We start from the raw sequence: 11,872 nt of genomic DNA, 5'->3' as shown, positions 1-11,872 counted from the left end.
CCCTCTCGTCGTGACCGCGGAAACGGGCTGCCGACAAGGGAGTTGTCACCAAATCCGCACGCCTTCGCTGATCGTCGCCCCCTCGCCAACCCGCGGTCCCCGAAGGACACTCTTAGCCAACGGAGTTGACGCCGACAGGGGGACGGGACATGCGGGACGGCCATCGGACCGAGGCCGAGCGGCTGCTGGCGCGGGCCGTGGACGAGGAGGTACGGCGCTCCGGCGGCCGCACCGACGGGCAGTCGCTGCTGTCACGGGCGCGCGGCTCGCTGGACACCATGGCGCAGCAGGCAGCCGAGGAGTACGAGACCTACGTCCGCGCGCTCGACGAGGCCGAGGCGGGCCGGGTCACCTTCGGCCAGCGCTACGCGCGCGAGGGCGCGGGAACGGCGCTGCTGGTGGCCGCCGTCGCCGCGGTGGCCGCCGCGGTCGCCGACCTGTCCCTGGGCACCGGCGCCGGAACCGCCGTCGGCGCGGGCGTCACGGTGGGCGTGGTGGGCGCCGCCGCGACGGTGGTGAAGGTGGCCGGCTCCCATCTGCCGGCCGCCCATCACCGGGCGGGCGAGGCCGGTCAGCCCGGGGGCCCCGAGCAGCTCCGGCTGCAGTGGCTGACCGCGCTGGAGGTGCGCGGCATCCGCCCGTTCCTCGACCAGCAGCGGGTGCTCACCGCCTCGACCGGGCCGAAGAAGAAGACCGGCCCGGCGCTGCGCGGCGCCGACAAGAGCGCGGCGGCCCGAAGGCGCACGGTGCTGGAGCAGTCCTTCGGGCAACTGCCCGAACCCGACGGACCGTTCGCGGGGCGGCGGCCGGAGCTGGCGCGGATCAGGCAGTGGGCGCAGGCCGCCCGGGCGGCCACCGAGACCCGGCCGACGGTCGTCGTGCTGCACGGCGAGCCCGGCTCGGGCCGCACCACGCTCGCGGTCCGCGCGGCGCACGACCTCAGGGACCACTTCCGCGGGGCGGTCGTCGTGGACCTGCGCGGCGGCAGCAGGGACGAGCCGCCGCTGCCCGTCCGGGACGCGCTGCTGCATCTGCTGAACCGGCTCGGCGCGCCCCGTGAGCAGTTGCTGTTCCGCGAGCGTTCCTCCCCGGACCAGCAGGTCAAGCGGCTGTCCGAGCTGTACCACCGGCACCTCACCGGGCTTCCCGTGACCATCGTGCTGGACGACGCCTCGGACCCGGAGCAGGTGCGCGCCCTGGTGCCCGAGCACTCCGACAGCCTGGTGCTGGTCACCGCCCGCACCGCGCTCGAACTGCCCGCCGAGCTCAGTGCCTGGGTGCACCACCTGCCGGTGCGGGAGCTGGACGCGGCGGGCGCCGAGGAACTGCTGGCGGCGACGGCGCAGGACGCCTCGGGGCCGTACGACGCGGAGTCCGCCGACCAGGTGCGCCGGTTGTGCGGAGGGCTGCCGCTCGCGCTGCGCGTCGCCGGCTCGTCGCTCGGCCCGCGGTCGTCCCGGCAGCTCGCCTCCGACCTCGGCGCGTACGGCCCGGTCGGGCCGGTGGAGCGGGCGCTGTGGCTGCGCTACACCGACCAGCCCGACGCCACCCGCCGGCTGCTGCGCAGGCTGGCGCTGGCCGGCCGGGCCTCGCTCGGCGCGGCGGCCGCAGCCGCCCTGCTGGCCACCGACGAGCCGGAGGCCACCCGGCATCTGTCGGCCCTCGCGGACGCCGGCCTGATCGACCATGTGCGCGGCGACCGCTACCGACTGCACGACCTGGTGCGGGCCTTCGCCCGGGCCCGGCTGGCGGACGAGGAGGACCCGACCGAGCGGGCGGCCGCGCAGGAGCGGCTGATCGTGAACTACTCGGAGCTGGCCGACTCGGTGCTGCGCCTGGTCGACGGCAACATGTCGACGCGCTCGAACCAGTTCGGCGGGCACGGCTTCACCTCGCTGGACGAGGCGCTGCGCTGGCTGGACGACGAGTCCAGCTTCATCACGGCCGCGCTGCGCCACGCCGAGGGCGTGGACCAGACCGCCGTGCAGAACCTGCTCGGCGCCCTGTGCGACTACTGCCTGCTGCGCGGCGACCTCTACCGCCTCGGTGAGATCAGCGAGCTTGCGCAGGCCGTGGACGAGGGCCTGCTGATGCGCTCCGTGCAGTGGCGCACCGGTATCGCGGCCCGGCAGCTCGGCGAGCTGGACAAGGCGCGCACCACACTCGCCTCCGTGGTCGACCTCTACCGGGAGGCCCACCACGACGCGGGCGCGGCCCGCGCGCTGTGCTCCCTCGGCATCACCCTGCACCACCAGGGCAACCTCACCGAGGCCGCGGCCCGGCTGCAGGAGGCCCTGGACCTGCAGGCCGCAGAGGAGCTGGCGACCGACCGGGCCTGGACGATGCACGCGCTGGCGGCGGTGCAGCGAGACCGGGCCCGGCTGGCGGAGGCCCTGGACCTGCTCACCCGCTCGCTGGTCCTGCACCGGCAGGGCGGCTCCGTGCACGGGGAGGCGTGGGCGCACTTCCAGCTCGGGCAGCTCGCCCTGCGCATGGGCGACGTGCCGAGGGCGGAGACGGAGCTGCGGGCCGCCCTGGAGCGCTACGGCCAGACGCACGACGCGCGCGGCGAGGCCTGGGCGCTGACCCAGCTCGCCCGGGCCCGGCTGGTCGACGGAGACGCCGGGCCGGCCGTGGAGGACCTCCGGCGCGCGGCGGCGCGGCACCGGGAGAACGAGGACGCGCGCGGCGAGGCCTGGACGCTGTTCCACCTCGGGCAGGCGCTGGAGGAGACGGGAGAGCTGGACCAGGCGGTCCGGGAGCTGGAGCGGTCCCGGCAGATGTTCTCCCGGATGCGGGACGTCTACGGCCTGGCCTGCGCCCGGCACCACTCGGCGCGGGTCACCCGCGACCAGCGGGCGGCGCAGACCGGCTCGCTGCGCAACTCCGGCTTCGCCCGGCAGCTCCTCGTCGACGCCCGCGCCGACTTCCAGCGCATCGGCGTCGCCCACGGCGAGGCCTGGAGCTGTCTGGAGCTGGCGGTCGTGGACGCGGGCAACGCCCGGATACAGCAGGCGCTGGCGCTGTGCGACGAGGCGCTGAACCTGTTCACGTCCTACGGCGACCGCCGCGGTGAGGACTGGGCGCGGTTCCTGCGCTGCACCCTGCTGCCGTACGCGGCGCCGGGCGGGGTGGAGGTGGGCACGGCGGTCGCACAGGAGGAGCTGGCCCAGCTCGCCCGGGCCTCGCATCCGCTGCGGGACGAGAAGCTGGACGAGTGGGTGCCGGCCTACGCCCTGCTGCTGGAGCGGGGCGTGAACCTGGAGGCGGGCTGGCAGGCGTGGCGTCTGCGCATGACCCCGGACCGCCACGCCCGGGAGGTGATGGGAGTGGCGGTTCCGGAGCGGGACTGAGCCCTCGGGGTCAGCCCTGCGGCGTCTTGGCTTCGGGCTTCTCCTCGGCCCCGGCCTCGGGGGCCTCCTTGAAGTCGACCTTCTGCATCTGCTTGCTCATCGACTTCATCAGGCCCCACACGGCCACGGCCATCACCGCGAACACGATGAAGCCGAGGACGCCGGGGGTGACCTTGTTCTCGTCGACCTCCTTGGCGAGGGGGACGAGGTGCGTCAGTGCCAGGCTTGCGCTCATGTCAGGCATTGTCCCGGATGCCCGCGAAGAGGTCGTCCTCGGGGAGGGAGGTGTCGACGAGAGACTTCGCCAGCTCGTACTCCTCCGTCGGCCAGACCTCCTTCTGCAGGTCCATCGGTACCCGGAACCAGCCGCCGTCGGGGTCGATCTGGGTGGCGTGGGCGATCAGCGCCTTGTCGCGGACCTCGAAGAAGTCGGCGCACGGGACGTGCGTGGTCAGCGTGCGCTCGACGCGCTCGGACTGCTCCCAGCGCTTCAGCCAGTCCCCGTACGGCGACTCCAGGCCGCGGTCGAGCATCGCGTGGTGCAGCGCCTCGGTGCGGGGGCGGTTGAAGCCCTGGTTGTAGTAGAGCTTCTGCGGCTGGTGGACCGGGCCGTACTCGGCCTCGGGGTACTTCTCGGCGTCCGCCGCGCCCTCGAACGCCACCATCGAGATCTTGTGGGTCATGATGTGGTCGGGATGCGGGTAGCCGCCGTTCTCGTCGTAGGTGGTGATCACCTGCGGGCGGAAGGAGCGGATCTGCTTCACGAGCTCGCCGGCCGCCTTGTCGACGTCCTCCAGGGCGAAGCAGCCGTCGGGCAGCGGCGGCAGCGGGTCGCCCTCGGGCAGGCCGGAGTCGACGAAGCCCAGCCACTCCTGCCGGACGCCGAGGATCTCCCGGGCCTCGTCCATCTCCTTCCTGCGCACCTCGTGGATGTTCGCCTCGATGTAGGCGTCACCCTGCAGCTTGGGGTTGAGGATGGACCCGCGCTCGCCGCCGGTGCAGGTCACCACCAGCACGTCCACCCCCTCGGCAACGTACTTCGCCATGGTGGCCGCGCCCTTGCTCGACTCGTCGTCGGGGTGCGCGTGAACGGCCATCAGTCGCAGCTGGTCAGTCAAGACTCAATCCTCGGTAAGTCGGCGCCCCGTGTCTTCGGCGCAATCGCAGGCTTCTATAGTGACGGAATCGGGGGACGTTTAATTCCGCGGAGGGACGATCATGAGCACGGCGAGCACGCGGCCGCCCGAGGGCCGCTACGGCCGCTCGTCGGACGACCGTGCCGACCGCAGGCTCAGGATCGCCGGATCGGTGCTGGGTGCGGCCCTTCTCGCACTGATCGGCTACTTCGCCTACCACTACATCGCGCAGAATGAGATCAGCGCCCAGGTGATCACCTTCAAGGCCTCCGACGACGCGGTCCGGGTGCACCTCGAGGTCCACAAGGACTCCGGCGCCTCCGGCTACTGCACCCTGCGCTCCCAGTCGGACGACGGCGCCGAGGTGGGGCGGGCGGACTTTCGCTTCACCGGACCGGACACGCGCATCGACAAGGTCGTCACGCTGCGTACGACGGCCAGGGGCACGACGGCCGAACTGCTCGGCTGCCACGCCGGCTGACCATGCGCAGGCCGTGACCTGCGTCGATGTGATTCTGATGGCTTATGTCCTCCCCCTTCCGCCATTGAATTGTTAGGCTCGTGGTTTCGCCCATCCAAGAGGGAACATTCTTCTGGGTAGGGCGATGCTTTGTATTTCCCAGTACCGACGAGGAGCACCCTGTGACCCAGACCAGCGAGAACGTCACCTGGCTGACCCAGGAGGCGTACAACAAGCTCAAGGACGAGCTTGCGTACCTTACTGGTCCTGCGCGCACGGAGATCGCCGCCAAGATCGCGGCCGCGCGCGAGGAGGGCGACCTGCGCGAGAACGGCGGGTACCACGCTGCCAAGGAGGAGCAGGGCAAGCAGGAGCTCCGTGTGCGCCAGCTGACCCAGCTCCTGGAGAACGCCCAGGTCGGCGAGGCGCCGGCCTCCGCGGACGGCGCCGTGGCGCCCGGCATGGTCGTCACGATCGCCTTCGACGGTGACGAGGACGACACGATGACGTTCCTGCTCGCCTCCCGCGAGTACGCGAGCGCCGATGTCGAGACGTACTCGCCGCAGTCGCCGCTCGGCGCCGGCGTCATCGGCCACAAGGTCGGCGAGGACGCGGAGTACGAGCTGCCGAACGGCAAGAAGGCCTCCGTGCGGATCCTGAAGGCCGAGCCGTACTCGGGCTGAGCCGCCGGACCAGTTTCATGTCGCGCCCCCGGCGTCCGAGGACACCGGGGGCGTCTTCATGCCCGCACGCGGCGGCCGCCGTCAGGCGGTGGCCGAGCGGTACTTGCGGACCGCGAGCGTGCGGAAGGCCACAGTGATCAGCACGGACCAGATCAGCGAGGCCCAGACGGGGTGCTGCATGGGCCAGGCGTCCGGCGTCTGGAAGCCCGGGGGCAGGTTGCCGAACAGCTCGCGGCACGCCTGCACGGTGGCGCTGAACGGGTTCCACTCGGCGATGTGCCGGAGGAAGGGCGGCATCTTGTTCGCGTCCACGAACGCGTTCGAGATGAACGTCAGCGGAAACAGCCAGATCAGGCCGCCCGAGGTGGCCGCCTCGGGAGTGCGCACGGAGAGGCCGATGAGCGCGCCGATCCAGGAGAAGGCGTACCCGAGCAGCAGGAGCAGGCCGAATCCGGCGAGCACCTTGCCGAGGTTCTCGTGCGTGCGCCAGCCGACCAGCACCGCCACCACGGCGAGGACCAGCAGGGTGAGCGCCGTCTGGACCAGGTCAGCCAGGGTCCTCCCGGTCAGCACCGCGCCGCGCGCCATGGGCAGGGAGCGGAAGCGGTCGATGAGGCCCTTGTGCATGTCGTCGGCGATGCCCGCGCCCGCGCCGGCGGTGGCGAACGTGACGGTCTGCGCGAAGATGCCCGCCATCAGGAACTCGCGGTAGGCCTGCGTGGAGCTGGACCCGCCGACCTGGATCGAACCGCCGAACACGTAGGTGAACAGCACCACGAACATGATCGGCTGGATCAGCCCGAAGATGACCATCTCGGGGATCCGGCACATGCGGATGAGGTTGCGCTTGGCGACGATCAGCGAGTCGCGGACGGACCGGCCGACGGGGTTTCCCGGGGCCGCGAGGGGCGCGGCTTCGGTCACTGCACTCATTTCACGGTCTCCTCGCCCTTGCTGCCCTTGCTGCCCTTGCCGGTCCTGCCGGACCGGTCGTTCCCGGCGGACTCCTCTGCCTCGGCCACGTGTCCGGTGAGGGAGAGGAAGACGTCGTCGAGGGTGGGGCGGCGCAGTCCGATGTCGTCCATCTCGATCCCGCGGCCGTCCAGCTCCCGGATGACCTCGGCCAGCAGCTTGGCGCCGCCGGTGACGGGCACCGTGAGCTTGCGGGTGTGCTCCTCGACCGTGGTGTCGCCCTTGCCGAAGCCGCGCAGCACCTCGGCGGCGGTGGCGATGTGCTCGCGCTCGTGCACGACGACCTCGACGCGCTCGCCGCCGGTGCGGGCCTTGAGCTGGTCGGAGGTGCCCTTGGCGATGACCCGGCCGTGGTCGACGACCGCTATGTCGTGGGCGAGGTGGTCGGCCTCCTCCAGGTACTGCGTGGTCAGCAGCAGGGTCGTGCCGCCGGAGACGAGCTGCTTGATGACCTCCCAGAGCTGCTGCCGGTTGCGCGGGTCCAGGCCGGTGGTCGGCTCGTCCATGAACATCACGGGTGGCGAGACCACCAGGGCGGCCGCGAGGTCGAGCCGGCGGCGCATGCCCCCGGAGTAGGTCTTGGCGGGGCGGTCGGCGGCGTCCGTGAGGTGGAACTGCTCCAGCAGCTCGACCGCGCGCTGCCGGGCCGCCTTCGCCCTCATCTGGTAGAGCTGGCCGACCATCTGCAGGTTCTCCCGGCCGGTCAGGTACTCGTCGACCGCGGCGAACTGCCCGGACAGGCCGATGGAGCGGCGTACGGCGTCGGGGTCCTTGAGGACGTCCACGCCCGCCACGACGGCCCGTCCGCTGTCGGGCCGCAACAGTGTCGTCAGGCAGCGGACCGCTGTCGTCTTGCCGGCGCCGTTCGGCCCGAGCAGGCCGAGGACGGTGCCCTCGGGGACATCGAGGTCTACGCCGTCCAGTGCCCTTACGTCGCCGAAGGTCTTGACCAGGCCTTCGGCATAGATGGCGCCTGGCATGTGGGTCTCCACGTCGTCGGGGATGCTTCGGAAAGGCTAGGTTCGCGTGCTCGCCGCCGCCTTCGGTTTTCCATCAGCGGTTTTCACCCGGCGTCCTCCGTCCCGGCGTTGTCTCCGCCGGAGGCACGGCACCGGCTGGGGAGCGGCACGACAAACCATAACGCGATGTATCGCGTCTGCCAATGGATTTCCCCGTACGAGTGACACCGCCTCCCGCGGCCGGGCCGGGCGGCTCAGTCGATGACCGTGTAGCCCGCCTGCCGCAGGGCCTGGCCGACCTCGACGCAGTGCGCCGGGCCCTTCGTCTCGAGGTGCAGCTCCACCTCCACCTCCGTGAGTCCGAGCCGGGGGTCGGTCCGCACGTGGCTCACGTCGAGGACGTTGGCGTCGGCCGCGGACAGCACCCCGAGGAGCGTCGCGAGGGCGCCGGGGCGGTCCGTCAGCCGCAGCCGGACCGCCAGGTAGCGGCCCTGGGCGGCCATGCCGTGCCGCAGCACCCGCTGGAGCAGCACCGGGTCGACGTTCCCACCGGACAGCACGGCGACGACCGGGCCGGGGAAGGCGCCGGGCTCGGCCAGCAGGGCGGCGACCGGGCTGGCCCCGGCCGGCTCGACGACCAGCTTGGCGCGCTCCAGGCACAGCAGCAGCGCGGCCGACAACTGGTCCTCGCTGACCGTGCGGACCTCGTCCACCAGGTCGCCGACGATCTCGAACGGAACCGGCCCGGGCCGGCCCACCTTGATGCCGTCGGCCATCGTCGTCGGGTTCAGCACCGACACCGGACGGCCGGCGGCGAGCGAGGGCGGATAGGCCGCCGCGCCCTCCGCCTGCACACCGACGATCCGGACCTCCGGCCGCAGCGCCTTCACCGCGACCGCGATGCCGGCCGCGAGCCCGCCGCCGCCGATGCCGACGACGATCGTGCGCACCTCCGGGCACTGCTCCAGGATCTCCAGGCCGACCGTGCCCTGGCCGGCGATGACGTCGGGGTGGTCGAAGGGGTGGATGAACACCGCGCCCGTCGTCGCCGCGTACTCCTGGGCGGCGGCCAGGGTCTCGTCGACCACCTGACCGTGCAGCCTCACCTCGGCGCCGTACTCCCGGGTCGCGCTGATCTTGGGCAGCGGGGCGCCCTGCGGCATGAAGACGGTCGCGTGCACACCGAGCAGGGAGGAGGCCAGGGCCACGCCCTGCGCGTGGTTGCCGGCGCTCGCCGCCACCACCCCCGCGGCCCGCTCCTCCGGCAGCAGCCCGGCGATCCGGACGTAGGCGCCGCGTAGCTTGAACGACCCCGTTCGCTGCAGGTTCTCGCACTTCAGGTGCACCGGCGCGCCGACCAGCTGGGACAGGTGCCGGCTGCTCTCCATCGCGGTCGTCCGTGCCACGCCCGAGAGCATCTTCTGGGCTCCGCGCACGTCGTCGAGGGTGACGGAGCGCAAGGAGCCTGCCGTGCGGTAGCTCATGACTCGAGTCTCGCAGTTCACGCTCGAGCGTGACGGGTGTGACCAAGCTCCGAGACCGGGTTTGCGCAGCGCCGGTACGGCCCGCGCCCGGGCCGCGTACCCTGTCCCCCAACCCAGCAGCCCTCATGAAGCGAGCCTCCGGCCATGCCCACAACACCTGAAATGTCGATGGACATGACGACCGTCGGTGACACCGGTCTCCTCGACACCCTGCAGCACGAGGTGGCGGTGTTCGCCCGGCGTGCCGAACAGACCCGGCTCGGCGGCGTCGGGCAGGTGCGCAACACCATGGACCGCGCCGCCTACCTGCTGCTCAACCGCCTGGACACCGAGGGCCCGATGGGCGTCAAGGCGCTCGCCGCGAGCATGGGGATCGACTCCTCCACGGTCACCCGGCAGGTCGCCCCGCTGGTCGACACGGGTCTCGTCAAGCGCACCTCGCACCCGGAGGACGGGCGCGCGGTGGTGCTCCAGCTGTCCCCGCGCGGGGCCACCCGGCTGGAGGAAGTGCGTTCGTCGAGGCGTCAGTTGATGGCCGACCTGACACACGACTGGGCGCCGGAGGAGCGCGAGCAGTTCTGCGCGCTCCTCACGCGCTTCAATACCGCGCTCTCCTCCCGGATGGCGGTCCAGCCGGGCGCCGAGCCGACACCCGCCTCCTGACGCGCCCCGGACGGGTGCGGTCCCGAGTCTTGACCCCGGGCCGCCACTGGCCTCATATGAGACCAGGTCCTGCGTGGTGCGCGGTGCGCCCGTCCCGTACCGGACAGGACGCCCTCAGGGGGGAGGCGCGGTGCGTGATCAGCGGGCATCCCGCGACGCCCGCCGGACCCGGGAGTTCGAGGCGTTCGTCGCCGGCGCGGCGGGGCGGCTGCTGCACGCCGCCACCCTGCTCACCGGAGAGGCACCGGACGACGGCCCGCGCGCGCGGCGGCTGCTGGCGCCGGCGCTGGCCCACACCTACGCCCGCTGGGACCGGCTGCGCGGCGAGGACCCCTACGTGTGCGCCCGCCAGTACCTGGCCACCCGCTTCGCCCACGAGGCATGGCGGCACTACGGCGCCCCCGGCCGGGCCCGCCCGCATCCGCGCAGCCCGCTCGCCGAGCTGGCGCCGCAGGAACGGCTGATCCTGGTGCTGCGGATGTTCGAGGGGGTCGCGGAGGAGCAGACGGCGGCTTTGCTGGGCCTGCCCGTCGAGCGGGTGCACACCATCTGCGACCGGGCGACGGCAACCGTGCTGCATCCGGCGCGCGAGGCGGCGCGGCCCGCGGTGGGCGCGAGGGCGGCGCCGTCATGAGGCGGCCGGCGGCCGGGAGGCCCCGGTGAACCGCCCCCAGCGGGAGGCCGCCGTGCGGCGGATCATGGAGCGGGCGGTGGTGCCGGTGCCGCCCGGTCTGCACGCCGAGGCGGTCCGCCGCGGCGAACGTCTGCTCCGGCGCCGGCTGCTCGCGCGCCGGCTGCTGTGGCTGCTGCTGTGCGCGGCGGCGGTGGCGTTCACCGTGTGGGCGGTGCGGACGCAGCCCTGGGTGGAGCCGCCGTCGCAGACGACTCCACCGCTCACCGGCTGGTGAAGGGGTCGGGGCGGTCCGTACCGGCGTACGGACCGCGCCCGCGCCCGGCCCGCTGCCGGCCGGGAGCCCGCTGCCGGCCGGGGGCCTGCTGTCAGCCGAGGGCCTGCTGCAGGTCCTCGAGCAGGTCGTCGACGTTCTCGATGCCGACGGACAGGCGCACCAGGTCGGCCGGGACCTCCAGGGCGGAGCCGGCCGTGGAGGCGTGGGTCATCCGGCCGGGGTGCTCGATCAGCGACTCCACGCCGCCGAGCGACTCGCCGAGGGTGAAGACCTTGGCGCGGTTGCACACCTCGACGGCGGCCTCCTCGCCACCCTGGACCCGGAACGAGATCATGCCGCCGAACGCCTTCATCTGCTTGGCGGCCACCTCGTGCCCGGGGTGCTCGGGCAGGCCCGGGTAGAGCACGCTGCTCACGCGCGCGTGCCGGGTGAGCATGTCGGCGATCTTCGTGGCGTTCTCGCTGTGCCGGTCCATGCGCACCGCGAGGGTCTTGGCGCCGCGCAGCACCAGCCAGGAGTCGAAGGGGCCGGCGACGGCGCCCATGGCGTTCTGGTGGTACGCCAGCTCCTCGCCCAGCGTCTGGTCGGAGGCGATCAGGGCGCCGCCGACCACGTCCGAGTGGCCGCCCATGTACTTGGTCAGCGAGTGCACGACGACGTCGGCCCCGAGCGACAGCGGCTGCTGGAGGTAGGGCGTGGCGAAGGTGTTGTCGACGACGAGCCGGGCGCCCGCGTCGTGGGCGACCTGGGCGACGGCGGCGATGTCGGTGATGCCGAGCAGCGGGTTGGAGGGGGTCTCCACCCAGACCACCTTGGTCTTCGGCGTCATCGCGGCCCGCACGGCGGCCGGGTCGCTGGTGTCGGCGACGGACCACTCCACGCCCCAACGGGTGACGACCTTGGCGAAGAGGCGGAAGGTGCCGCCGTAGGCGTCGTTGGGGATCACCACGTGGTCGCCGGGGCTGAGCAGCGTACGCAGCAGGGTGTCCTCGGCCGCCAGGCCGGAAGCGAACGCGAGACCTCGCCGGCCGCCCTCCAGCGCGGCGAGGTTCTCCTCGAGGGCGGTCCTGGTCGGGTTGGCGCTGCGGCTGTACTCGTAGCCGCCGCGCAGGCCGCCCACGCCGTCCTGCTTGTAGGTCGAGACCTGGTAGATCGGCGGGACGACCGCGCCGGTGAGGGGATCCGCGGTGTTGCCCGCGTGGATCGCGAGGGTCTCGAAGTGCTGACTGATGTGCCTGTCGCTCATGTGCACCG

Annotated in this window: 12 protein-coding genes; 6 read left to right on the top strand and 6 right to left on the bottom strand. The window is 72.5% G+C overall.

The annotated features are described in order from the left end of the window. Positions 1 to 149 precede the first annotated feature (149 nt). Positions 150 to 3,353 carry a tetratricopeptide repeat protein gene (locus ACFYU0_RS23320; RefSeq protein WP_389303889.1) on the top strand — a complete coding sequence of 1,068 codons (3,204 nt, stop codon included), beginning with the start codon at positions 150 to 152 and terminating at the stop codon, positions 3,351 to 3,353. Between the two features lie 10 nt (positions 3,354 to 3,363). On the opposite strand, the gene ACFYU0_RS23315 is transcribed toward ACFYU0_RS23320, so the two are convergent. Both ACFYU0_RS23315 and mca read right to left on the bottom strand, forming a co-directional pair. Next, complete coding sequence (locus ACFYU0_RS23315; RefSeq protein WP_351671577.1) at positions 3,364 to 3,597, bottom strand: hypothetical protein; 234 nt, start codon at positions 3,595 to 3,597, stop codon at positions 3,364 to 3,366. Further along, entirely contained in the window at positions 3,590 to 4,450 is an 861-nt protein-coding gene (gene mca, locus ACFYU0_RS23310; RefSeq protein WP_351671627.1) for a mycothiol conjugate amidase Mca, read from the bottom strand. Before mca ends, ACFYU0_RS23315 begins: the two co-directional genes overlap by 8 nt. A 121-nt stretch (positions 4,451 to 4,571) precedes the next feature. Between mca and ACFYU0_RS23305 the strand changes: the two genes are divergently transcribed. Then, positions 4,572 to 4,970: a DUF4307 domain-containing protein gene (locus ACFYU0_RS23305; RefSeq protein WP_351671574.1), complete on the top strand. Its 399-nt coding sequence runs from the start codon at positions 4,572 to 4,574 to the stop codon at positions 4,968 to 4,970. Positions 4,971 to 5,131: 161 nt separating this feature from the next. Beyond that, positions 5,132 to 5,632 (top strand): transcription elongation factor GreA, encoded by a 501-nt coding sequence (gene greA / locus ACFYU0_RS23300; RefSeq protein ID WP_199211759.1) that lies wholly within the window; start codon positions 5,132 to 5,134, stop codon positions 5,630 to 5,632. An 81-nt stretch (positions 5,633 to 5,713) separates the two neighbouring features. Here greA and ACFYU0_RS23295 read toward each other — a convergent pair whose 3' ends face one another. From ACFYU0_RS23295 to ilvA, 3 genes are all read right to left on the bottom strand, one after another. Continuing rightward, a complete protein-coding gene (locus ACFYU0_RS23295) occupies positions 5,714 to 6,565 on the bottom strand; it encodes an ABC transporter permease (RefSeq protein ID WP_389303886.1) in 852 nt (283 codons plus the stop codon). Further along, complete coding sequence (locus tag ACFYU0_RS23290; protein WP_389303885.1) at positions 6,562 to 7,584, bottom strand: ATP-binding cassette domain-containing protein; 1,023 nt, start codon at positions 7,582 to 7,584, stop codon at positions 6,562 to 6,564. Before ACFYU0_RS23290 ends, ACFYU0_RS23295 begins: the two co-directional genes overlap by 4 nt. A 233-nt stretch (positions 7,585 to 7,817) precedes the next feature. Next, positions 7,818 to 9,047, bottom strand: a complete 1,230-nt coding sequence (gene ilvA / locus ACFYU0_RS23285) for a threonine ammonia-lyase (RefSeq protein ID WP_351671564.1) — start codon at positions 9,045 to 9,047, stop codon at positions 7,818 to 7,820. A 162-nt stretch (positions 9,048 to 9,209) separates the two neighbouring features. On the opposite strand from ilvA, the gene ACFYU0_RS23280 reads away from it, so the two are divergent. From ACFYU0_RS23280 to ACFYU0_RS23270, 3 genes are all read left to right on the top strand, one after another. Then, complete coding sequence (locus tag ACFYU0_RS23280) at positions 9,210 to 9,710, top strand: MarR family winged helix-turn-helix transcriptional regulator (protein WP_389304123.1); 501 nt, start codon at positions 9,210 to 9,212, stop codon at positions 9,708 to 9,710. A 130-nt stretch (positions 9,711 to 9,840) separates the two neighbouring features. Further along, entirely contained in the window at positions 9,841 to 10,344 is a 504-nt protein-coding gene (locus tag ACFYU0_RS23275) for a sigma factor-like helix-turn-helix DNA-binding protein (RefSeq protein WP_351671561.1), read from the top strand. 25 nt (positions 10,345 to 10,369) lie between these two features. After that, positions 10,370 to 10,618, top strand: coding sequence for a hypothetical protein (locus ACFYU0_RS23270; RefSeq protein ID WP_389303882.1), 249 nt, complete (start codon positions 10,370 to 10,372; stop codon positions 10,616 to 10,618). A gap of 91 nt (positions 10,619 to 10,709) precedes the next feature. On the opposite strand, the gene ACFYU0_RS23265 is transcribed toward ACFYU0_RS23270, so the two are convergent. Continuing rightward, positions 10,710 to 11,864 (bottom strand): cystathionine gamma-synthase, encoded by a 1,155-nt coding sequence (locus ACFYU0_RS23265; RefSeq protein WP_351671555.1) that lies wholly within the window; start codon positions 11,862 to 11,864, stop codon positions 10,710 to 10,712. Positions 11,865 to 11,872: the final 8 nt, after the last annotated feature.

The sequence above is a fragment of the Streptomyces sp. NPDC003720 genome (assembly GCF_042875075.1).
Classification (GTDB): domain Bacteria; phylum Actinomycetota; class Actinomycetes; order Streptomycetales; family Streptomycetaceae; genus Streptomyces.
This window is presented reverse-complemented; position numbering and strand designations above follow the sequence as displayed.

What these genes read in the sequence shown, in the direction of transcription:
- ACFYU0_RS23320 (WP_389303889.1), top strand. Translation starts at nt 150, where the DNA reads ATGCGGGACGGCCATCGGACCGAGGCCGAGCGGCTGCTGGCGCGGGCC.
- ACFYU0_RS23315 (WP_351671577.1), bottom strand. Translation starts at nt 3,597, where the DNA reads ATGCCTGACATGAGCGCAAGCCTGGCACTGACGCACCTCGTCCCCCTC.
- mca (WP_351671627.1), bottom strand. Translation starts at nt 4,450, where the DNA reads ATGGCCGTTCACGCGCACCCCGACGACGAGTCGAGCAAGGGCGCGGCC.
- ACFYU0_RS23305 (WP_351671574.1), top strand. Translation starts at nt 4,572, where the DNA reads ATGAGCACGGCGAGCACGCGGCCGCCCGAGGGCCGCTACGGCCGCTCG.
- ACFYU0_RS23295 (WP_389303886.1), bottom strand. Translation starts at nt 6,565, where the DNA reads ATGAGTGCAGTGACCGAAGCCGCGCCCCTCGCGGCCCCGGGAAACCCC.
- ACFYU0_RS23290 (WP_389303885.1), bottom strand. Translation starts at nt 7,584, where the DNA reads ATGCCAGGCGCCATCTATGCCGAAGGCCTGGTCAAGACCTTCGGCGAC.
- ilvA (WP_351671564.1), bottom strand. Translation starts at nt 9,047, where the DNA reads ATGAGCTACCGCACGGCAGGCTCCTTGCGCTCCGTCACCCTCGACGAC.
- ACFYU0_RS23280 (WP_389304123.1), top strand. Translation starts at nt 9,210, where the DNA reads ATGTCGATGGACATGACGACCGTCGGTGACACCGGTCTCCTCGACACC.
- ACFYU0_RS23265 (WP_351671555.1), bottom strand. Translation starts at nt 11,864, where the DNA reads ATGAGCGACAGGCACATCAGTCAGCACTTCGAGACCCTCGCGATCCAC.